Annotated in this window: 19 protein-coding genes; 1 reads left to right on the top strand and 18 read right to left on the bottom strand. The window is 36.5% G+C overall.

From position 1 onward, the window contains the following. Nucleotides 1-41 precede the first annotated feature (41 nt). From AC3RVG_RS06835 to cyoE, 12 genes are all read right to left on the bottom strand, one after another. Nucleotides 42-461 carry a DUF1801 domain-containing protein gene (locus tag AC3RVG_RS06835; protein ID WP_489690691.1) on the bottom strand — a complete coding sequence of 140 codons (420 nt, stop codon included), beginning with the start codon at nt 459-461 and terminating at the stop codon, nt 42-44. Between the two features lie 11 nt (nt 462-472). Continuing rightward, the gene (locus AC3RVG_RS06830) at nt 473-1744 is read right to left on the bottom strand and encodes an ABC transporter permease (RefSeq protein WP_489690690.1); all 1272 of its coding nucleotides are present in this window, start codon (nt 1742-1744) and stop codon (nt 473-475) included. Further along, nucleotides 1737-2981 carry an ABC transporter permease gene (locus AC3RVG_RS06825; protein ID WP_489690689.1) on the bottom strand — a complete coding sequence of 415 codons (1245 nt, stop codon included), beginning with the start codon at nt 2979-2981 and terminating at the stop codon, nt 1737-1739. Before AC3RVG_RS06825 ends, AC3RVG_RS06830 begins: the two co-directional genes overlap by 8 nt. Continuing rightward, entirely contained in the window at nt 2974-3681 is a 708-nt protein-coding gene (locus AC3RVG_RS06820; RefSeq protein WP_489690688.1) for an ABC transporter ATP-binding protein, read from the bottom strand. Before AC3RVG_RS06820 ends, AC3RVG_RS06825 begins: the two co-directional genes overlap by 8 nt. Before the next feature lie 139 nt (nt 3682-3820). After that, nucleotides 3821-4057 (bottom strand): hypothetical protein, encoded by a 237-nt coding sequence (locus AC3RVG_RS06815; RefSeq protein ID WP_489690687.1) that lies wholly within the window; start codon nt 4055-4057, stop codon nt 3821-3823. 80 nt (nt 4058-4137) lie between these two features. Beyond that, nucleotides 4138-4668 carry a DUF420 domain-containing protein gene (locus tag AC3RVG_RS06810; RefSeq protein WP_489690686.1) on the bottom strand — a complete coding sequence of 177 codons (531 nt, stop codon included), beginning with the start codon at nt 4666-4668 and terminating at the stop codon, nt 4138-4140. 3 nt (nt 4669-4671) lie between these two features. Next, complete coding sequence (locus AC3RVG_RS06805) at nt 4672-5295, bottom strand: SCO family protein (protein ID WP_489690685.1); 624 nt, start codon at nt 5293-5295, stop codon at nt 4672-4674. A 74-nt stretch (nt 5296-5369) separates the two neighbouring features. Then, nucleotides 5370-6014 carry a hypothetical protein gene (locus AC3RVG_RS06800; RefSeq protein ID WP_489690684.1) on the bottom strand — a complete coding sequence of 215 codons (645 nt, stop codon included), beginning with the start codon at nt 6012-6014 and terminating at the stop codon, nt 5370-5372. Nucleotides 6015-6171: 157 nt separating this feature from the next. After that, nucleotides 6172-6561 carry a cytochrome C oxidase subunit IV family protein gene (locus tag AC3RVG_RS06795; protein ID WP_489690683.1) on the bottom strand — a complete coding sequence of 130 codons (390 nt, stop codon included), beginning with the start codon at nt 6559-6561 and terminating at the stop codon, nt 6172-6174. Nucleotides 6562-6583: 22 nt separating this feature from the next. Beyond that, nucleotides 6584-7567 (bottom strand): cytochrome c oxidase subunit 3, encoded by a 984-nt coding sequence (locus AC3RVG_RS06790; protein ID WP_489690682.1) that lies wholly within the window; start codon nt 7565-7567, stop codon nt 6584-6586. A 46-nt stretch (nt 7568-7613) separates the two neighbouring features. Continuing rightward, the gene (locus AC3RVG_RS06785; RefSeq protein ID WP_489690681.1) at nt 7614-8195 is read right to left on the bottom strand and encodes a cytochrome c oxidase subunit 3; all 582 of its coding nucleotides are present in this window, start codon (nt 8193-8195) and stop codon (nt 7614-7616) included. 44 nt (nt 8196-8239) lie between these two features. Beyond that, nucleotides 8240-9133 carry a heme o synthase gene (gene cyoE / locus AC3RVG_RS06780; RefSeq protein ID WP_489690680.1) on the bottom strand — a complete coding sequence of 298 codons (894 nt, stop codon included), beginning with the start codon at nt 9131-9133 and terminating at the stop codon, nt 8240-8242. A 125-nt stretch (nt 9134-9258) separates the two neighbouring features. On the opposite strand from cyoE, the gene AC3RVG_RS06775 reads away from it, so the two are divergent. Further along, the gene (locus AC3RVG_RS06775; protein WP_489690679.1) at nt 9259-10242 is read left to right on the top strand and encodes an MBL fold metallo-hydrolase; all 984 of its coding nucleotides are present in this window, start codon (nt 9259-9261) and stop codon (nt 10240-10242) included. A gap of 4 nt (nt 10243-10246) precedes the next feature. Here AC3RVG_RS06775 and AC3RVG_RS06770 read toward each other — a convergent pair whose 3' ends face one another. The 6 genes from AC3RVG_RS06770 to sov form a co-directional block, all read right to left on the bottom strand. Next, nucleotides 10247-12337, bottom strand: coding sequence for a gliding motility protein RemB (locus AC3RVG_RS06770; protein ID WP_489690678.1), 2091 nt, complete (start codon nt 12335-12337; stop codon nt 10247-10249). A gap of 106 nt (nt 12338-12443) precedes the next feature. Continuing rightward, complete coding sequence (locus tag AC3RVG_RS06765; RefSeq protein WP_489690677.1) at nt 12444-13223, bottom strand: energy transducer TonB; 780 nt, start codon at nt 13221-13223, stop codon at nt 12444-12446. 112 nt (nt 13224-13335) lie between these two features. Beyond that, nucleotides 13336-14058 (bottom strand): energy transducer TonB, encoded by a 723-nt coding sequence (locus AC3RVG_RS06760; protein ID WP_489690676.1) that lies wholly within the window; start codon nt 14056-14058, stop codon nt 13336-13338. A gap of 66 nt (nt 14059-14124) precedes the next feature. Further along, complete coding sequence (locus AC3RVG_RS06755; protein ID WP_489690675.1) at nt 14125-14523, bottom strand: VanZ family protein; 399 nt, start codon at nt 14521-14523, stop codon at nt 14125-14127. Further along, nucleotides 14489-14869, bottom strand: a complete 381-nt coding sequence (gene gcvH, locus AC3RVG_RS06750; protein WP_489690674.1) for a glycine cleavage system protein GcvH — start codon at nt 14867-14869, stop codon at nt 14489-14491. Before gcvH ends, AC3RVG_RS06755 begins: the two co-directional genes overlap by 35 nt. A 27-nt stretch (nt 14870-14896) precedes the next feature. Further along, nucleotides 14897-22117, bottom strand: a complete 7221-nt coding sequence (gene sov, locus AC3RVG_RS06745; protein WP_489690673.1) for a T9SS outer membrane translocon Sov/SprA — start codon at nt 22115-22117, stop codon at nt 14897-14899. Nucleotides 22118-22120 lie beyond the last annotated feature (3 nt).

Here is a 22120-nt window from a genome sequence, read left to right as displayed (position 1 = left end):
TTGAAATTTTGGTCTTTAATTGATGATTTTTTCAGGTTCATTTATGTGCCCAACAATGGCAAATGCTTAACCTTATGATATGTTAGCGCTAATGTTATACAGTGCTGTAATTCTTTCACTGGTATTTTTTCTTTTAATTTGAAAACGATAGCCCGATTGTCTTCAAAATTGAATTTGTCTTTATAAATTGTTCTAAATGTAGTAACCAGCTTGGATGTACATTTAAAGTAGATTGCAAACTGATCTGGGTTTTTCAACTTCCAATCCATTCGAATGGTGCTTCCATATTTTGTTAAATAACTCGGTTCACTCCATTTGAGAGTTTCCTCCAGTTCTTTAAGTTCATCGATCTCAGATGCCGTTTTTAAAACCAATTCGCGAAGCTGAAGCATTTGTTCCTTCACTTGTTCGGGATAATTTTCAAAAACTGCCACAACTTTTGGATCGCTTATTAATTTCATTACCACTTAATTTATTCTGTCCTTAATGCTTCAACAGGTTTTATTTTTATGGCATTCTGCGCGGGAATTAACCCTGCCAAAAGACCTGAAACAATCAAAATAGTTAATGCTATAAATACAACGCCAATGTTAACCGAAGGGTTTATAAACATCATTTCGCTGGTGTCCATTCCGCTGAGTTGATAATTTACAAGCCAAAGTACCGCAGATGCCAATACAATTCCTGCCATCCCAGAAACGATGGTTAAGAAAATAGATTCTAACAGTATTTGTGAGCGAATGCTTCCCGGCGTAGCACCTAAAGCTCGGCGAATACCGATTTCTTTAGTGCGTTCTTTTACTACAATTAGCATTATGTTACTAATGCCAATAATTCCTGAAAGCAACACTAAAATACCTACGAAATAGGCCACAAAATTAAGTGCCGTAAATAGGCCAGATATTTTGCTGTATTCTTGATAGAGATCAAAATTTCCAATGGCGCGATCGTCGTTCGGGTTTATAGTGTGACGTGTTTTTATAACGTCAAAAACTTGCGATTTCAATTCTGTAATTGAATAACCATCTTGAGCGGTAATTGCCATCCAACCTACAATGTCGCCCATATTAAATGCTTGTGAAAACGATGTAAAAGGCACATAAATTTCCTTTTGCATTTCTTCGGGATCGCCATTATTTCCTTTCTTTTTATAGGTGCCAATGACCATAAAATTAACGCCATTAATTTTAATATAAGAGCCTATAACTTCTTCACCGGGATCGTATAACGCACTTTGAACCCCGCTCCCGATTATTGCAACTTTTCGTTTTTCATTTATATCGGAATAGCTAATAAACCGTCCCGAAGTAATATCCATGGGCTGCTGCTCAATAATTTCGGGATAATCGCCATAAACATTAAAAGCACCAGTTTGAAGACCACGTACCACGTTATTACTTCCGCGAAAACCTCCTAATTGATTTCTGGGTGAAACGAAGCGTAAGCCTTGTACATTTTGTTTTAAAGCATCAATATCGCTCGTTTTGAAATTATAACGGCGACCCTTTGGTAATCCTTTATAAGGTTGCGAAGCGGTCTGCGTCCACATAAACATAGAATTAGTGGCCATGCCGTTAAAACCTTGTTTAATTCCGTTTTCTAAACCGTTGCCGGCTGCGAGTAAAATCACCAATATAAAAATACCCCAAAGCACTCCAAAAGCAGTCATTACGGTTCTAAACCAATTGCTGCTAAGAGCTTCAATAATTTCGGCCCAACTGTCTCTACTAAATAATTTACTCATCGCGTAAAGCTTCTATGGGTTTAATATTTGCGGCTCTATAGGCGGGGAAAAAACCAGCAACAGCTCCAGCAACCACAAGTATAATAACCGTTGTAATTGCAACTGAAAAGTCTACTGAAGGGTTTCTGATATAATCTGTTTCAATAAATGGTCCTACTAATTGCAATAGGATGAGACTAAATATTAAGCCCATAAAACCTGCGATTGCGGTAACAAAAATAGATTCGTGAAGTATCATTCCAATGATGGACCAAGGCTCAGCGCCAATTGCTTTCCGGACACCAATTTCTTTAGTGCGCTCTTTTACGATAATTAGCATAATATTACTTACTCCAACTACGCCAGCAATGATAGTACAGATACCAACGCCCCAAAAGAACCAAGTTATCATTTTATTGAGATCGTAAAAGCGTTTTGCATTTTCCAAAGTATTGTTCACATTTACCGCTCTGGTATCATCTGGCGATATAGTGTGCTTGGCTTTTAAATCTGCTTCTAAACCTGCAGAAAAGGCTTCCGAAGCAGCCAATGCATCGATGTAATTGTCGTGCTGTTCAATTGTGAAAGCAAGCGATCTAAGTTTATCGCCAGCATTGTAAACGCGTTGTGCTGTGGTTAATGGGATAAAAATGCGGGTTTCTTCGCGCTCTCCACCTGGGTCTGAATAAACTCCCACAACCTTAAACTGTATTCCTGCAACGTCTATATATTCACCCATTGCATTTTTTCCACCAAATAAATCCAGATAAACTTGGTTTCCTATAATTGCGTTTTTTTCAAATGAATTAAGATCGTTCTGATTTATGTATCTTCCTTCAACTAAAGTTGCGTTTTCAAGAAATTGATAATCGGCACGAACGCCTTCTACTCTATAACTTCCGCTTTCTTTTTTATAAGTAGTTAATTGCCCCCATCTACTGAAAACTCCAGATTTAAGTTCAATTATATCTTCGTTTTTATTAACCGCCATATCATAATCGCGGTTGTCCATTTCTATTATGCGGCCGGGATTCATCCCTTTATATTCTATGGAAGTAACATTTGTCCAAACGCTAATGCGGTTTGCAGCATCATTTTCGAATTGTTTTGAAACGCCGTTAGACATCCCTTGCCCGATGGCTAAAAGAATAACCAATATAAAAATACCAGATGCCACGGAAAGACCCGTTAAAAAAGTCCGAAGTTTGTTTTTGCGGATTGCTTCAAAAATTTCCTGCCAGCGTTCAATACTAAACATAAACCTCGCTTTTTGCTCGTACCTGTTTTACAACAGAGTCGTCAATAATTAACCCATCTTTTAGGTTTACGATTCTTTTGGTCATATGCGCAATATCGTCTTCGTGAGTAACAATTAAGATTGTTTTTCCCTCGTCGTTAATGCCTTGTATTAGTTCCATAACTTCATAAGAAGTTTTGGTGTCTAGCGCTCCTGTAGGTTCATCTGCAAGTAAAACTTTTGGATCACTAGCTAAGGCGCGGGCAATTGCCACACGTTGTTTTTGTCCACCAGAAAGTTCGTTTGGTAAATGTGAAGCCCAATCTGCCAAGCCAACTTTTTCTAGATAATGCATTGCTCTTTCAGTACGAATATTGCGTTTTACCCCTTGATAATAAAGCGGCATAGCAACATTTTCTAAAGCAGATTTGTAGTTTATGAGGTTAAAAGACTGAAAGATGAAACCAAGAAATTTATTGCGATAGCGGGCTGCAACTTTTTCATTCAAGTTTTTAATTAATGTTCCGTCAAGAGTGTAAGTTCCTTCATCTGCTTCATCAAGAATACCCAAGATATTTAGCAAAGTGGATTTTCCAGATCCGGAAGAACCCATAATGGAAACCATTTCACCTTCAGCAACCGAGAAGTTTATTCCTTTTAAAACATGAAGCGAGTTTTTGCCCATGTGATACGATTTGTGAAGGTCTTTTATTTCTATCATCCTAAAAATTATTGATTTGCAAATTACAAGGGAAATGCCTCGCAAATGTGAAATTCATGTTAAGACTTAAAATCGAAAGTGATTGCAGTCAGGTATAAGACTCCAACAGCTCGAAAGTGTTACAATATCTTTCGATAAACTACAGTGTTTTTTCTGCGCGGGCCTTTTTTCGACTTCTATAAATGGCATATCCGATGGCGGCAATAAGTAGATAAGGGAAAATCATAAGATACACGATTCCGTTATTGATGCCTTTTGCGGTTTGCCCGCCTTCTTCACTTTCTAAAACCGCACGACACATGGCGCACTGAGCTTCAGCGGGAATTGCGATTAAGAGACAAGCAACTAATACTATGAGAAGGGTTTTAGTATTCATTATAAATTTATTTCTGCAAAAAACTAAAGATGAAAAATAATATTAATTAGTATCTTTTTACGTTCTTCTATCTCCTATTCTTAAATATAATATGGCGAAATCATTAAGTAAACAATAACGCCTGTAACGGCTACATACAACCAAAGCGGGAACGTGATTCGCGCAATTTTTCTATGTTTATAAAACTGACCCGAAATACCTCTAGCAAAAGTTACTAATACAAAAGGAATAACGATAATGGAAAGCGAAATATGGGTTAAAAGAATAAAATAATACACATATTTTATAAAACCTTCACCGCCAAAAGGGGTTGAATCTGAGGTCATATGATAAGCCACGTACATTATCAAAAATAAAGCTGATAATATAATAGCCGTTTTCATTAGGCGCTCGTGCAGTTTTCTATTTCCTTTCTTTATTTGAATAACCGCGACTATCAAAATAATTGCGGTAAGTGCATTAATGCTCGCATATATTGGCGGTAAAAAACCCAATCGCTCCACTCCTGGAATTTTTACGGTAAACAACACTGCTACAGCTAAAGGTATAGCGATGGACAGTATCCATATCCATACATTGTAATTTCTAGGTTTTTGAGTGGTTGATTCCATTCGTTATAAAAGTTTTTTAATATCTTCTTTTAGCATTTTAACTGCTTTGTCCTCTAGCCCGTCGTAATAAATAATAGGGTTTTCGTTTTCATCTATCCTAGAGCGAATTTTGCCATTTTGATCAATAAGTGCAAAAAAGCCAGAATGTTCAAAACCACCATCTACTTCAGGAGTCTCGCCTACGTAAAGATTGAAACCTTCATTTGCTAGCTTAAATATTTTCTCCTTTTCACCAGTTAATAGATGCCATTGAGGCTTGGTTATGCCTTTGTTTTGAGCATATTCTTTTAAGATAGCTGAAGTATCGTATTCTGGATCGATAGAAAATGAAGCGATTGCCATGTTTGGATTTCCTAAAAACTCGTTTTGAATTTTTAGCATGCTTTCTGTCATAATTGGGCAAATGGACGGACAAGTTGTAAAAAAGAATTCTACAACATAAACCTTGTCTTTGTAGTCGGCATTTGTAATGGTTTTACCGTTTTGATCGGTAAAGCTAAATTGGGGCACTTCACCAATTGTTGCAAGTTCTGGACCTGAAATTTTATTTATAATTTTTGGCACTACCCAAATTCCAAAAACTAAAATAATGAATGAGATTCCTATGTATGAATAGTTCTTTTTCACGATGAATATTTTATATAATTTTTAATGTTATTGCTTATTACTCTTCCTATTGAGTTCTTAAGGTTTTGAACGTATTAAATTTCTCTGTTGGAATCGTATTTTTTTAAAGCTCTTCTGTATTCTGCCAAAAGCACTTTTACGTCGTCGCTCATTTTATTGTTTATCTCTGCAATGGTACTCGAATCGAAACCATACATTACACCTTCGTCGTCGTCATCGTCGCGACCACGAAGACTGCGCTCTTTATCGATTATAAAAACGTAGGGCGTAGATAAATTGGCATCCAAACTTATGTTTGATTTTAATGATTCGAAAACCATTTTAATATTTTCAGCTGAACCAAAAGCGAAGAACCAAGAATCTGTGGGTGCTATCTGCTTCAGTTTTTCTTCAATGTTTCTAGCCTGCTCCTCTGTGCCTTCGGGAAGTAAAATAACAAATTGAAATTCGTTAAACTGATGGTTTTTTGTGTAGATTTTATGCGCTAAGTTGTAGGCATAGGCGCGATGTGCCTCCAAATCATTTCCGAAGAAACCCAAAACTGTAATACGATTTTCGAGTTGTACAGAACCGCCGTCGAGCGTTTTAAAATTTTGAAGTTCAGTAACAGAAGTGGTGAGTACAGGTAAGGTAGCGAAGTTATTTTTTCCAGAAGCAAAAAAAACATAGACTGTAATAGGCAGTAAAAATAGGATGCCGAGAACCAAATATTTCTTCATTGTTACAATTTTTCACTACTTAAAATAGGGTAAAAGTAGTCTGGCAAAAATACAGGGTAAAACCCCCTTGAGCAATGTTTTGGATGTTAAATTTAGAAATTTGAATCATAAAAAAAGCCCTCACAAAGAGGGCTTTAATATAAATCTGTTTTTCAACTTAGAAGTTAAACTTTATAAATCCGTTTTTATAAACTTCGTGAATATAATCTCCTTCAATAAGAAGCAACAACACCAAATATGCAATAAGGAATATGGTTGTCCAAACCGCTGCTCTACGCAAGGCTGGAGTTTCATCACGCATGTGCATAAAGTCCCAAGTAATGTAGTAGGCTTTAAAGATTGTAAGTAATATGAATATCCAGTTAAGTAAGTTTAATGATAAAAACTTAGTATCTGCCAAAATTTCTGGTCTAATAATACCCAATGCTACTTCAATTATAGTAACAACAGAAAGTACTACAAATACGCCCCAGATTTTGTGAACGTTAGATTTAAACTTTAGAGTTCCTCTAAAGATTGCTAATTTATGTGCTTGCTCGTGTGCCATTTTTTAAATATTGAAATATCTATTATACAAGATAAAAGAATGTAAATACAAATACCCATACTAAATCCACAAAGTGCCAGTATAGTCCAACCTTTTCAACCATATCGTAATGGCCGCGGCGTTCGTATGTTCCTATTATTACATTGAAAAAGATAATACAGTTTAATAATACCCCGATTGTTACGTGAAACCCGTGAAATCCTGTTATAAAGAAGAAAAAGTCTGCAAACAGTGGATGCCCATATTCATTATGGCGAAGATTTGCTCCTTCCACAACCATATTACCATCATTCACAAGTTTTGCAATAGACTCTTCTCTAGACAGAACAATATGCTGCCCGTCTTCACCTTTGTTTGGTATTCTCAGTAAAAGATTGTCGTTTGCCAAAAATCCTTCTTTTACTTGTTCGAATGAAACACTTGGTTGATAAGCTAAATCCTGCTTGTACCAGATTCCTTTCTCTTTAGTTTGTTCTACTCTTAGTCCATTGTTTTCAGCTGCAAAATCAGCAAGCGCTACGCGTTCACCTTCTTTATCTAAAAACTGAAGTATCTGCCCACCGTGGGTTTCAACTGCACCAAAATCACCTTTAATAAAGGTATTCCATTCCCAGGCTTGAGAACCCAAGAAAATGAAACCACCAATAATGGTTAAAAACATATAGAAAATTACTTTCTTCTGCTGCATTTTATGACCGGCATCCACAGCTAATACCATGGTTACAGATGAGAAAATAAGAATGAAGGTCATAAAGGCCACATAGTACATGGGTGCCTCTACGCCGTGCAGAAAAGGAAAGTGTGTAAAGACTTCATCGGCAATAGGCCAAGCGTCAACAAATTTGAATCGAGACATTCCATAAGAGGCCAAAAAACCTGCGAATGTCAATGAATCGGAAACGATGAAAAACCACATCATCAATTTGCCATAATTGGCCTTCAGGGGATCGTTTCCGCCGCCCCAGGTTTTTCCTTCGGTACCTGTTTTTACAACAGTTGCTTCCATAAAAAGAGTTTGGTTTTAAATAAAGGTTCAAAAATACGTTTAATTTTTATTTAACGAAATATAAAAATAAAAACAGGTAAATCCATACAATATCTACAAAATGCCAAAAAGTTGCAGCTAGTTCAACGCCAAGGGTTTTACCGTTTTTATATTTTTGTTTATACTGATTATAAATTACAACCAAAAGCGATATTAGCCCTGCAAAAACGTGAGCAACGTGCAATAGCACCACCAAATAGATAAACGATGTAGTAATACTACTTGTAGGTCCTGTAAAATTATAACCATCTTGAATAATTTCTGCAAATCCTACAAATTGAAAGATAACAAATAATATTCCTAAAATAAAGGTTGAAACTAAAAGGGACAATCCAAGAACGTTCTGTTCTTTTTTGATTGCCTTTAGCGCAAAATGTACCGTCGCACTACTTATTACTATAAGTGCAAGACTTATGTAAAAAGCTGGCGGTATTTTAAAATCGGTCACCCAATCTGGTCGCTCTTTACTTACCACATACGCACTTGTTAGTCCAGCAAAACTCATTGTTAAGCTAATAAGGCCGAACCAAAGCATATTCTTTTTTGCTCTGTTAATTTTCAGATCTTGACTTCCTTGGGTTAAATCCATTTTATTTATTTCTTATATATTCTCCGAAACCAATAGTGTTTCGGTTATCTTAAAAATTTATCTACTACATAAATAATTTGTAGCAAAGTAATATAGCTAACGCTTGCAAGCATAAGCTGCTTTGCGGCGACTGACGTTTTTTCTTTATAAAGTCTAATTGCATAATACAACAACCCTATGCCCAACAACCCTATTAAAGCTCCAGAAACAGGGGTTAAATAAAGTTTCCCCGTTATTCCTAAAACAGGAACTAAAGAAACTAGCACCGTCCATATTGAATATAAAATAATTTGTATCGCCGTTCCTTTATCTCGCTTTCCATTCGGGAGCATAAAAAATCCTGCCTTTTTATAATCTTCAAATAGAAACCAGCCAATAGCCCAGAAATGTGGGAATTGCCAAAAAAACTGAATCATAAACACGGTTCCGGGTTCAATACCAAATTCACCTGTAGCTGCAACCCACCCCAACATAAACGGAATTGCTCCTGGAAAAGCTCCCACAAAAACCGAAAGAGGCGTTTTTGTTTTTAAAGGCGTGTAAAGGCTTACATACATAAAAATTGAAATGGCACCAAACATTGCCGTTATTGGGTTTATTGAATATAAAACAGCAATACCGATAACAGTTAATACACTAGCCAGTATAAATGCCGATTGAACAGTCATCTGTCCAGCGGGTAGCGGTCTGTTTTTGGTACGGTCCATTAGTGCGTCCAAGTCTTTTTCAATTATCTGATTGAAAACATTTGAGGCGCCTACCATACAGTAACCACCTACACATAATAGAAAGAGAATATAAAAATCTATGGAGTCTGCCCCTAAAAGATATCCTGCTACAGAAGAAAATACAACGCTAACGGAAAGCCGAAGTTTGGTAATTTCGGTAAAATTACCAATTAAGGACGGAGTGATTGACTTTGTATTAGTAACAGACAAGTTCTTCTTTTTAAACGGTGCAAAGATACGTCTACTGTATTTTCTCCGCAATATATAATCAACAATCTTCTGCGTTTATTTCAGCAATTGTAGTATTTTAATCCAATATTTCAAACTAAACAAATATGTTCGCAAAAATTACCTTCAACACCATCTTCTTATTATTCGTTTTAACTACATATGCTCAAAGCGATACTGGAGAAAAAAACAATACAAAGCTTATAAAAATAACCAATAAGGTCTATATGCTTCAAGGCAACGGTGGCAATATTGGGCTAAGCTTTGGCAACGACGGCATTTTTATGATTGATGACCAGTATGCCGAGGATATTGAACAAATTCAAAAAGACATTAAAAAAGTAAGCAACAAACCAATTCGGTTTTTGATTAACACACATTTTCACGGCGACCATACCGGCGGAAATGCAGCGTTGGCAGAATCAGGAACGATTATTTTTTCTCAAGAAAATGTACGCGATCGGCTACATAAAATGATAAAAACCGATTCAAAAAAGATTTCTGAAGACATTCTTCCCGTAGTTACTTTTAAAGAAGACCTAACATTTCATTTTAATGGTGAAAGAATATATGCCTTTCACGTACATAATGCACATACAGATGGGGACGCCATGGTTTACTTTCCAGATAGTAACGTGTTACATACTGGCGATGTTCTCTTCAACGGAAAATATCCTTATATCGATACCGAAAACGGAGGAAGCCTAAAAGGTTGCATTACCGCACTTGAAATGGCTTTAAAAATTATTAATGAGGATACTAAAATAATTCCCGGACACGGTAATTTAGCAACTTATGAAGATTTAAAGCTGACTATAAATATGCTTACAACGCTTTACCAACGTGTAAAAACTGAATACATAAAGCAAAAAACTGAGGCTGAAGTTTTAAGTATGACGGAACTCACCAAAACCTATGACGATCGAGGTTATGGCTCAGGTTTTATTAAAACCGAAGCTTTTGTAAAAATGTTATATAGTGAAGTAGCTAAAGAACGTGGGCCTATAGAAGAGATGGAAGCGACGAACAAAGAAGCTTTAAAAAAGTATGAGCAAATGCAAAAGGAAAGAGAAGAAAAACAGAAAGAATAACTTCTTAAAAATCGTAATACCAGTTAAATAAATCTGTTCGCACACCAAAATTCACCCACGTGGTTTGGTTTTCAAAGACCGTTTTAGTGTCAACTTCTGGATTGAAATCTCTAAATATAAAACTGCCATAAATTTTTAAATTTGTGGCAGGGTTTATTATATATCCCGTCTGTAATTCAGCATGGAAAAAATTTGTTGTATTTCCTTGTCCCAATTCATTGCCATTATCTGAAATACGGTCATCTTCCGTTCCATAAATATCTCCTCCGTAGAAGAAAGAATCTTCCGCAGTATTAAATTCGAAGCCTCGTTTTGCAACAATAAATTTGGCATCGCCATAAATTCTTCCTCTTTGGTAGCGTGCTATTGCAATAAATTCTGAAAAATTGGCGCCAAGCGTATGGGCTAAAGATTGATTGTTGTGACCATAATTTAGCACCACGGTGTTGTGCGAGTAAGTGTATGGACGCACACGATTATATTCGGCTTGCAGATATAAATTTTTAATTTTGAAGGCATCGTAATATTTAACTCCAAGTTGAAATCCAGTCTTGTTTTTATAGCTTCCTTCCCCTCCAACAACGTCGCTGGCTGAAAATTCATCAATTATAAGTTGCCCATAAAGGTTAACTTTATCATTCACCTTGTATTTTGAGGTGAGCCCGATTAGCGCATTTCCACCACGAGACCCAGTTGAAAATTGAATAGCCTGATAGAAAATAATCGGGTTTAGGTAATTCATATCAAAACCTCGATTATTATCATTCTCCCAAACTACAGATTCAAATAAGCCAATATTCAATCTTTTTGTAATATTATAACTCAGATAATGATTTGCCACAAATTTGGTGCGAAAGGAGCCATCTGCAGTAACTTCCGGGCGTACATCACGAAGGGACATCCAAGTGTTGGTATATTTAAGCTTCCAAAATGTGGTGTTTAATTTAAAAAATGGATACGAGCTCGCATTGTCGCTCATTAATAATGAACGATACCCGTCCCCTAAAAAGGTATTACCATGCCCTAATTGAATATTGAAATATTTTGAAGGTGTATACGAAATATGCCCAGTAGTAATTGGGTAATCGTAAGAGTTCGTTCTATATTCCTTTGCAATACCACGACCAGGAATAATTGCTGGATTACCACCATCGGGACGAATAGACTCTGCATAGCGATTAAAATAATCTGCAAAACGACCTTGGCTTTCATAAATAACCCCGAAGAAGCCAATTTTATCTCCAATACCACCTTGTGCATAAACCAGCCTCGTATTGTTATAGGTATTTAAATCTGCATCAATATCTCTTCCTAATTGTAAATCAACTCCTGGATCTAAGGTTATCCAATAATCTTTTCCTTTTATAGTAACAAAATGTTCATCCCATAATTTGCGGCTAAACCACGAAGTGCCACTTTTGGAAATTTCTTTATTTGCGGCCTCAAAATCATAGTATTTATTTACATCTGAATAGACGTATGGTTTCTGTGCAGTGTGATTGTTTAAACCTACACGATTCAGCGCAGGATCGAACAAACTATAATTATGGTGCGACAATGGAATATTGATATTACTACCGTACTCTTCATTGCTATAAGGCAGGTTCACCATTTCGTCGTACTCTTCGGTTAAGCCTGCCCTTTCGTTGTTTACGGTTATTGGCGTGGTCTGAATAATACTTTCGCCCGGAGCCACTAAAGGGATAGCAATGGGAAGCGTAAATTGAACATAGGCCGGACTGCCATTATAAGTTGCGGGAGATACTTCTGGGAGCGATTCAAAAACACGGACTGCCTCTATTTTTAGTTCATCATAAATGGCATCTGTATAAAGCACTTTGAATTTTCCTTCCTTAGTAACTTCAAAAAGCACATTTACATTCCCTTTATAATTTTGCGCAAACACCTTCTCGGGAACTTGAAAATTTTCAAAAATGAATTGTTGCAAGGTAGTTGTGAAACAATTTTCCAAAGCAGCAACTTCGGCCGTTTCACATTCCTCAAAAACAGGATATTTCTCGTACTGCGCAGATGGAATTTGTGCGAAAGAAACTATTGAAAAACAAAGTATAAAAAGAAAGAAAAGCTGTTTCATTGGGTAATGCTCGTTTAAAGTCGAAAGATACAGTTTTTTTATAATGAGCAGATTCAAAAAAAGCTCCCATTTTCTGTGGGAGCTTTTAATATATATATAAAATATCTTAATGAATTTGAAAAGCAATAGGTACGGTATACATTACATCTACATTTTTATCGCCCTGTTTTCCGGGTTTCATTTTTGGAAGATTATTTACAACACGCTGTGCTTCCTTCTTTAAATTAGCGTTATGTGAATTGGCAACTACGTCTGTAATAAATCCATTGGAATCAATTTTGAAATTCACATAAATTCTGTGGGTTTCATTTGGACTTAAACTCTCTAAATACTCTTTTCTGAAATTTTTATTTATAAAAGAATTAATTTTTGAAGACATACACTCAATCTTCTCGTTGTTTGTCGCTAAACTTTCACAACCAGGAAACACAGGCACAAATTCAACATTTAATACAGATCTAGTAATATTTGAGGCGGGTTCTTCCACGGTTTGTTTAGGCCCCGCTGGCACTTCAACTAAAGGAGCATCGGTTGCGGCTATTGGAGTTTCAATAACTTTAGCACTATCTGGCGCTACAATAAAAACTGAGCTTTTAACTACTTTTTGAATCGGAACTTGCTTCTGTATCACCTTCTTTGCTGGCTCAATAATTTTGGGTTTTTCAATATCCAAAACATAATTAATCATAGCTGGCTCTTCCACGGTTGTTGGAATATAACGTTCTGCCGTTTTTTTATTTATTTCGAAATCAGTTTGCAGTACAAAAAAGACAAGTAGCATACTGGCAATAACCCCAATTTGAAAAAACAAACGTGAGTTCCATTTTATGTTAGTCTGCTTTTTTTCTACTCTTTTGTTTCTGGTACTCTCTACAGTTGTTTTCATAATTAGGTGTTTTAAAGGGTTACACTTATATAAATATCAACTGTTGTGCCAAAATGCAAAAAGCCCTGTCTTTACTAGTAAAGACAGGGCTTTTAAAATTTAAATATTTTATTTACTGAATATCGAAAATTATAGGAAGTGAATAAAGAACCCCAACTGGTTTTCCTCTTTGCTTTCCAGGCGTCATATTAGGAAGTGAATTTACCACGTCCATTGCTTCTTTTTCAAGTCTTGGGTGTGGTGCACGAGCACGTACATCTACAACTTTTCCGTTTCTATCAATTTTGAATTGAACTGCAATACGCTGTCTTCCTTCCAAACCTAGATCTGATGCAAGGTTAGAGTTAAATTTCTTATTAATGAATTCACTAATCTTAGAAGACATACATTTCTTCTTAGCATCGTTAGATTTTTCTCCTTCACAACCAGGATATACAGGAACATTTTCAATTACTGCAAAAGGTACATCAGCAATTTCTTCCTCTACTACCTCTTCTTTAATCTCTTTTACCTCTACAATTTTTTCATCTTGTTTCGCTTCCGTAGATTCTATGATAGTTTCTTCCTCCTCAGCTTCGTCTTCAATAACGTCAATAATTTCTGGCGCTGGCGGTGGTGGTGGTGGTGGTGGTGGTGGTGTTAATTGTTGTGTTACTGGAATTTCTTCTTCAAGTTCGTCACCTACGTCAAGTTTTCCGTAGTCGTTATCAGACTTGTCATAAGATTTCCATTCAATTGCTTGCCATGCAAGAAAAAGCATTACGACCATACCAAGCTGAAAAAACATCATGCTTCTACGGCCTACGTCTGATTTTGGATTTTTTTTGGGTTCCATAATAGTGGGTTTAACTAGTTGCTAAAATATAGAAATTATCGTTCAATATAAAACTTAATTAAAATTTTAAAAATTTAATTTTTGTTTTATGCTTTTGAAAAAAAAGATACCGAGTGTTGCGCCTAATAAATTTGCTGCAACATCTAAAATATCTGCACTGCGTGAATTTGTGAACAGCTCTTGAGATATCTCAATTATTATGCCATATAGCAATACCGAAAGCAGTAGTATTAAAATCCATCTATTTTCGAACCGAAAGCTATTCTTAACATAAAAATAGAGCAACCAAAGGTTAACAAGAATAAAATAAATGAGCAGATGTATTAATTTATCTGCTTCATAAATTTGGGTTTTAGGCAAATCTTGACCCGAAACAAAAAATAGACCGGTAATTGTTATAGTATAAAATAGTGCTATTAACAGTAACGGTTTATCCGCCAATAAGCGTTTTATAAGCGGCATCATCAAGTAATTCTGCTATTTCATCTGGGTTTGAAATCTTCATTTTAATCATCCAACCTTCTCCGTAAGCGTCAGAATTCACCTTTTCGGGCTCAGACTCTAGGTTTTCATTGAATTCAATTATTTCACCTGTAAGCGGCAAAAACAAGTCGGAAACTGTTTTTACAGCTTCTACTGTTCCAAACACTTCGTCTTTATCCATAGTGTCTCCTACGGTTTCTACTTCCACATAAACTATATCGCCTAGCTCGCTTTGAGCAAAATCGGTGATACCGATAGTTGCGACATCGCCTTCAACTTTAATCCATTCGTGGTCTTTAGTGTATTTTAAATTTGTTGGTACGTTCATAACAATTATTATATATGCGATTATTTTTTAATTTCCAAAATTATACCTCAATGTAAACCCACTTCTAATAGTAGTTTGTGGGAAAGCCGTAGAAATGGCATATTCAGAGAAGGTATGGTCGTAATAGAATAGTGCGGTTAGATTTTTGCTCAGTGCATAATCTATAGAAAGCTGTGCTCCATAAATGGTTTGGCCAGCAGTGGTTTGGTTATTTAGAATATCTAAATACCTAACAATTGTAATATTATCTCTTCGGGAAAGATCTATTTTAAAGTTTAAATCGCTTACTATAACAGATTTTTTACCTCCAAAATTAGTCGCAACTCGTAGATCCTTTATTCGGTATCCAAACCCAACAATATACTCGTTTCCTTTTATTTCAGTAAGCAGGTTGTTTGCAAAACTTAAGGATAAAGCTCGATCTTTCCGCATTTCAGCAAGTATTTTGACTGAATTTTTCATTTCAAAATCCACTCGTAATAATGGCGAAAATTGTTCGGTTAAATTCACATTGGTCAATAATGTTTTCACCTTAAAGTTACCAGCCTGATCTACATCTTCCGGTGCATTAGCATCGTAATCTAAATTAGACTGAAATTGGTTTACAGTATAACCTGCGCGATATCCATGTGTAAGTGAAAAACGTTTGAAATTTTTCTTAAACCAAGCAATATTCATTAAACCAGTATATTTAATATCCCAGTTTGGAAGTGGTATATCTCTAAAAATTCCGGTTTTTTCTTTTGAAGCATCGCTGCCTTTATATGCCGCAAGAAATGATGGTAATAAAACGTCTTGACTGTTTCTTCCAAATCCTACAGGATACCCCAAGGAATCGCGTGGAATTGCTGCACCTTGATAATGATCTTCGGCAAGCCTATTTGCCACTGTCAATCTATTTGATCTGAAATCGTCAAAAGCAGCCGAAGTGATTTCATCACTAGTACCAAAAGCAGTTTTGATTAATAAGGTTGAAATAGTAAAGTTACCAAAGGTGTTTGGCGTCAATGATTGGTATAAATCGTCTTGAACTATAAAATTTTCTGAATAGTTTTCTGAATAAATTCGGCTTCCATTCACATCAACAGTTAAATCATTAATTGGTTGCAAATTGGCCTGAATATCCATTTGGCGACTTTCAACTTCGGTGTACTGTTCGTTAAATTCTGGATATAATGTTAACCAACCTTTACGCGCCGCTAACTCTCTTACTTCAGCCTGACTTCCTAAAACAAAACCTGTTGTTGGTTTTAATGTTCCAATAAACCCTATTGAAGGTAGATAACCCGGTAAGAAAATACCATTGTTTTCCTGATAGTTAAACTGTACTTTCCTAAGCATAGTTGCTAAACCTATAAATGTATTAATGGCTTTATCACCAGCATTAAGCCCGCCGCTGGAGTTTGCACCACCATTAAGAACACTCGGAGTATTATTTTTCCCGCCTGATAATGAATTATTTTTCTCTGCCTCTAGCTTACCTTCTCGCTCGTTTTTGCCTTCGTTTCCAGATTTTGAATTCGCCGCTCCACCGCGTTCATCGCCCGCAGATTTTGAGGTTTTACTTTTTCTAATTTTAGTTAGTCCCACATAACGGTAAAAACCATTCATGTCTAAACTAGAATTAATTTGATGTGTACTTGCGTTCTGAATTGAGTTTCCTAGATTATAAACATTTCTGCTTCCGTCACTAAGCTCAATTTCAATCTCGTTAAATTGATTACTGCCGCGCTCCCATTGATAGTCACCTGTATATGAATAGGTAGTTCTTAAGAATTTTAGAAACGGAAACTTGCTGAAAGGCAAATCGTAATTTAGTTGCAACGACTGAAAATGTTGGTTTGGATTACCCACATCGAAGAAACCATCCCAAACACCAATTTGATCATCAACAAGACCATTTTCGTCTAAATAATTATTTACAACCATATTGTTGGAAGACGTAAAATTGAATCGCAACGATTTGGTTAAATTATGGTTGACGGTGTATTGCCAGTCAAAAAGATAATTACGTTGATATAAAATTGGTAATCCCTGATTGCCCGCAAGCAAATCGAGTTCTCTAAACTTCTGCTCGTTGTATTGACGCGTAATATTGGAACTAATCGATATATTGGTAGGCAAATAATTAAAGTTGAAATCTTTTAAAAACTGCCAATATTTACCTGTAAATAGCGAGTCAATCTTTTTGAAAGGCTCCACCGGCTTTGCCGTAAAGTTATAGTTGTAAGTAGCTCCGGCTCGAACGTTTTGTTCCAGTGCATCTTCTACTTCAAAATCGTGATGATCTGTTTGATTATATGAAAAAGAACCCGTTAAATTTTCTACATCGTACACTTTGGGTTTACCCTCACCGCTTCTTTCTTTTCGAACACCAATAAAGTTTATACTTTGACGCTTCGTATAATCTACTGCTTGTTCCTTTATTCGATCCTTGTCTTCTTGGCTCTCCGTGTTATCAAGACGTGCATCTAATTCAATATCTTGAAATTCGGGATCGTATTGCGGTGTAATAAGTTCTTCGGAACGACCATAATTGAATGGCAACTGAATACCCCATTTTTTCGGAAGCAGTTGACCAAGATTTACATTTGTAACTACATCATATTGCTGAAAGTCTTCACGACTACGTTGATTTGGCCCTTGTTCAATAGATCCAAAACCAATGGTGCTTTTCTTACCTGTTGCACTTATAGTTGCAAAGTCGGCTATGTTAGCATCCATGCTTACTACCGCAGCCCAACCGCCTTCATTTTTAAGTTCAGACATTCTTAGTTCATTGAACCAAACTTCTCCACATAAATCGTTATTGGTACTGTTTCTTACCCCAATCATAATTGTCCGAACGTTTCCGAAACTTGGGTTACCTTTTATACCTATTGTAAGTTCATTCTCTCCGCCCGAAATACTTCCTTCAAGTTCCGATTGTGTGTAGAAAACTACATCGGTTGAATTTAAAGGCGTACGTGTTTTTACTTCCTGCAATAATTCTAAAGGCAGGTTTAATCTGTTTGCAACAGGCCAAATGTCTTCAGCAGATGTTGCTCCAAAATTAGTTGGGTTTAATGGAATTCGAACTTCGTAATAGTTATTTGTAAGGTCGTTACCCAAACGCATAAATGCTACTAATTGACCATTACCCAGCGCCGTTTCATTCTGCAACGATTCTGCGTGAATAAACATTTCCAGATTTTTATACTGGCGCATGTCGACATTAAAATTTTTATAAACAGAACGTCCATCGTTTGGCTCTAAACCACATACGCGCATAGCAAGAGATTGCTCGTTTTCACGTATAATATTATTGTTGTTGTTTAACTCTTCACGTTCCAATCCTGGAGGAAGTCTGTAAGGAATTGGCTCACGATTTTCGTTTTCTTCAATACTTACGGCTTCTACTTCAAATAAAGTATCGTCGTTTGAAGGATCTTCGAAAGTTACTTCGTCTAAAGTTTTTTGATATTTTCTGTAATCGCCACGCACTAATTCCATGGTACCAAAACGCAGTATCGTATTTTGTGAGAATTGAGAAAGGAACATTCGCATAAAACGAATAGATCTGTAATCTGAAATACCCCCTTTTGCTTGGTCTGGTTTATTAATTGGAACTTTAAACTGAACCCAACGCACCGGAAGTACATTATTATCTTGTGTCGTGATTTCCAACTCTTTTACATCGGAAATATAAGAGTTGTTTTGTCTGTTCATTCCAGGATAAACAGGCACATTGTATTCAAAATAACTGTTAATCGTATTCATAGTATTATCACGATTAATATCTTCTACATCGGGCTGGGCTGTGCTTCCACGGTTTGTATTTGTAACTTCTACAGGCGAATTTCCTTCGGTTCCATTATATTTTAAATAGCGATCCAAAAGACTTCCTTCTGCTTGTAAAAAGTATTGGTAATCATCGTTTGAAGGATCATTGCCAAATTCTGCTCCAAATTTTGCGATTTCTTGAGCATTGCTTAAACCATCGAACCCCACATCTTGATTGGCGCGTTCATCTCCTTGGGTGTCAAAAGTATAAACAAGAGATTGGTTTAAAGGCACTTTACCCCAAGCGGTTGAAGTAGTATTACCCGTCTCTCCATCTGCTGGCAGACCGTTTTCATATTGTTTTCTTCCATCTTTAAGAAGATCTTCAGAAACGCTTCCTAAGTTGAAATTTATATTTCCTCCTTGGTTGCCGCTGGTTTCATCGTAAATAAAAGGGTCCATTACCCAAAACTGAATATACTCAACGTTAGACTGTTCAAAATCTGTAGTTGTAAGCGGTCTCATTATTCCACCAAAATTGTCTGCTGGACTCGGAAGCGGCTCACCGTTAGCGGCTGCGGGATTATAATTGTATTCCCCACGTTGGGTTGGGTAATATGCCAAATCTAAAGTAAATAATGCCTGTGTTTGACCTTGAATAATATCTTGGTTCGGGAAAATTTCATCTCTAAAAACACGACGGGTAAATGGTGAAGATAGCTCTTCATCATTAATTCCTTCGGGGCGTTGGCTACTGTAAAATATAGGATCAATAGTATACCAAGCTAATTTAGCACGTTTATAATTATAGCGAAGATTATCATTCTCCAATTCCCCTCCATAATCTAGCGGTGTACTCGCCAAAAACCAACTTGAAGGCGAGCTAATGTCGTTTCCAGTTTGCGAAGCTTCAAAATCATCTACATAAACCGTGGTTTTTCCATCAAAATCTGCAACTTTTGGAGCTCCCGGTTTTAGATATGCAAATTCCCCACGCAAAGAAAGATTAGATTCTACATCTGTATCTATGTTTGGAAGTTTATTCACCAATCGGGTAAGAAACGGAACCTCGGTCGAATAATTTAGGTTCATACCATAAATGGTATTGTTTATAGGCTCAACACCGTAAGAGGATTTTTGAGTTAAAGGACGTTCGTTAAGATTTAAATAAGTGGCGCCCATTAAAAACTTATCGCTGAATTTATGCTCCACATTCAAACCTGTAAAGCGTTTGCTCTGTTGCCCGAATAGTGAATTATTTTCAGTACTTACTGAAATTGGAATATTACTATTTAATAAAGATGGATCCAAAATTTGAACGCGTCCCAATTGATAGTTTACGGTATAATCAACTCCTTCAACCAATGTTCTTCCACCAGCAGTAACAGTAACCGAACCCTGTGGAATATTGAAAGCTCCAATAGGAATTCCGTCTGCCCCTGTAGATTTGTATGAACCTTTTAATTGAAATTTATTTTTTTCACTTTCCTCTTGTTCAGCTTGTGTTTTTGTTCCGGTATAAAGTGTTCTAAAAACATACTTTGCCTGATTAGGGTTGTAAGTTTCTGGCATAGAATAATTAGCCGGCGCGGTGGCCAAACTCAACTTTTCAAACAAATGCTCACCAAAAGGCTCGACTGATGTAAAAATAATTCGCCCGTTTTGTGCATCTACCGTAATTCCTGGTAAGAAATCAAAGAATCCATCGCCACCTTGTTGCGGGTCGTTATTAAAGTTCAATCTATCGAGATTGAAGACTTTTAATAGAATTTGGTCTTTAACATCTTCCGGTAGTTCCGCTCCAGCCGCCGTTAAATAGTTTAACGGTGAAGGGTCAGTATAAAGAATATTAAGTTTGAAATCTTCCTTTTCTAGTTGGTATGCTCCAATTGGATAGATGTTTTTCATCATCAAATCCCAAATTGGTTCATTCACATTTGTAATGCTACTTTTCAAAAGTTTAACCACAAGATTTTGAGCAAGCCCAGTTTCTTGTTCAGGTGGAATTCCTGTTCCACCACCTTCTTCTGGTAGCGTACCTCCGTTTGCTTCAACACCATCGCTAGAAAATTCACCAACTTGATAAACTTTTCCGTTTACGGTATATTGAAATGAAACCGCTAATACTTCATCATTGGTTAAACGTTGATTTAACGAGATATAACCCAATTGCGAGTTTAAGGAATATTCTCCCCCATCTAATCTTCGGGCACTTTCTAAGGTTACATAATCTATTCCTTCACTTACATTAACACCAGTAAAACCTTGTCTTACCGTGGCAACATCACGAATTAATGGGTTTAACAACGTTTGCGCTCCGCCATTTATTCCGAAAGGGTTAAAATCGTTATTTCCGTTGTCAGGATATGCATTTCGAGAAGCGTTTATAAAACCTCCTGGAGGCATATTTAAACCAACATTTAGTGGATTAGACTCACCAATATCCTGCAATGCTACAATGTTCCGAACATTTTCGGTACGGCTGGTACGGTTGGTAATCCAAACTTCCATTCTAGTAATTTGAACGTTACTATTTATGAATGGATATTGCCCCAAGGCACGGTTATAATTATCTCTAAAGTAATGTGATAAAAAGAAGTGACGATTTTCGTCATAATCTAAAGCGAAAAGCTCAAAGTCTGTAATTGTTGCACCACCCTCCGCAGCTACTGTACGGGTCTCAGATTTTTGTTCAGAGAAAACTCCCGTAATAGTGGTTTTACCAAATTGAAGCTGTGTTTTTACTCCAAAAAGACTTTGCGCCCCTTGAATTAAAGAACTGTTAAGTGGCATACTTACGTTACCTACTTCAATTTTTTGAATAATATCGTCTTCCGTTGGAGTGTATTCCAACTTAATTTGGTTTTGAAAATCGAAAGTGCTTTCGGTGTCGTAGTTTGCGTTAACCTGAAGTCTGGTTCCAACTTTTGCCAAAAGGCTTAAACTAATCCGTTGGTCAAAATCAAAAGAAAAATTACTTCGATTTCTTGGAGAAAATGATGGGTTATCCTGTTTTGTATAAAGAAGTCCAAGATCCATTTCTACAGAACCTTGTGGAATTACCTCGATAGAATTTCCGCCGAAAATAGATTCAAAGAAATTTGAATTCACATAAAAAGTAGGTAGTAAGTTTTTTTGTTGTTCTTCCGAACCTTCTTTTCTACCGTCCGCTGCATCAATCTTTTCTTTGAAATATGCCTTCATCTGCTCCTCTTGAATAAGGCGCTGATATTCCTCTGGCGTAAGAATTATGGGGTAGGTAATTTTAAAACTACCCAAATTTTGGGTATAAATGTATCTGTCTGTAATTGGGTCGTAAGTATAGAGGTTTTGAATGCTTGTTGGATTTGGGAGATCCATGCGCCCCATCTCACTGCCAACAGCAGTGGAGTCCTGCGCCAATGAAGCATTGCCGACCAATATGAAACTTACAATTGCTAACAGCTTAAAAAAGCCACCCTTGTGAACGTAATTTTTTGCCTTCAAATT

The organism is Aequorivita sp. IT1282 (assembly GCF_058068205.1).
This window is presented reverse-complemented; position numbering and strand designations above follow the sequence as displayed.

Excerpts from the sequence above, each read along its gene's own strand:
- AC3RVG_RS06835 (WP_489690691.1), bottom strand. The coding sequence starts at position 461 with ATGAAATTAATAAGCGATCCAAAAGTTGTGGCAGTTTTTGAAAATTAT.
- AC3RVG_RS06830 (WP_489690690.1), bottom strand. The coding sequence starts at position 1,744 with ATGAGTAAATTATTTAGTAGAGACAGTTGGGCCGAAATTATTGAAGCT.
- AC3RVG_RS06825 (WP_489690689.1), bottom strand. The coding sequence starts at position 2,981 with ATGTTTAGTATTGAACGCTGGCAGGAAATTTTTGAAGCAATCCGCAAA.
- AC3RVG_RS06820 (WP_489690688.1), bottom strand. The coding sequence starts at position 3,681 with ATGATAGAAATAAAAGACCTTCACAAATCGTATCACATGGGCAAAAAC.
- AC3RVG_RS06815 (WP_489690687.1), bottom strand. The coding sequence starts at position 4,057 with ATGAATACTAAAACCCTTCTCATAGTATTAGTTGCTTGTCTCTTAATC.
- AC3RVG_RS06810 (WP_489690686.1), bottom strand. The coding sequence starts at position 4,668 with ATGGAATCAACCACTCAAAAACCTAGAAATTACAATGTATGGATATGG.
- AC3RVG_RS06800 (WP_489690684.1), bottom strand. The coding sequence starts at position 6,014 with ATGAAGAAATATTTGGTTCTCGGCATCCTATTTTTACTGCCTATTACA.
- AC3RVG_RS06795 (WP_489690683.1), bottom strand. The coding sequence starts at position 6,561 with ATGGCACACGAGCAAGCACATAAATTAGCAATCTTTAGAGGAACTCTA.
- AC3RVG_RS06790 (WP_489690682.1), bottom strand. The coding sequence starts at position 7,567 with ATGGAAGCAACTGTTGTAAAAACAGGTACCGAAGGAAAAACCTGGGGC.
- AC3RVG_RS06785 (WP_489690681.1), bottom strand. The coding sequence starts at position 8,195 with ATGGATTTAACCCAAGGAAGTCAAGATCTGAAAATTAACAGAGCAAAA.
- AC3RVG_RS06775 (WP_489690679.1), top strand. The coding sequence starts at position 9,259 with ATGTTCGCAAAAATTACCTTCAACACCATCTTCTTATTATTCGTTTTA.
- AC3RVG_RS06770 (WP_489690678.1), bottom strand. The coding sequence starts at position 12,337 with ATGAAACAGCTTTTCTTTCTTTTTATACTTTGTTTTTCAATAGTTTCT.
- AC3RVG_RS06765 (WP_489690677.1), bottom strand. The coding sequence starts at position 13,223 with ATGAAAACAACTGTAGAGAGTACCAGAAACAAAAGAGTAGAAAAAAAG.
- AC3RVG_RS06760 (WP_489690676.1), bottom strand. The coding sequence starts at position 14,058 with ATGGAACCCAAAAAAAATCCAAAATCAGACGTAGGCCGTAGAAGCATG.
- AC3RVG_RS06755 (WP_489690675.1), bottom strand. The coding sequence starts at position 14,523 with ATGATGCCGCTTATAAAACGCTTATTGGCGGATAAACCGTTACTGTTA.
- gcvH (WP_489690674.1), bottom strand. The coding sequence starts at position 14,869 with ATGAACGTACCAACAAATTTAAAATACACTAAAGACCACGAATGGATT.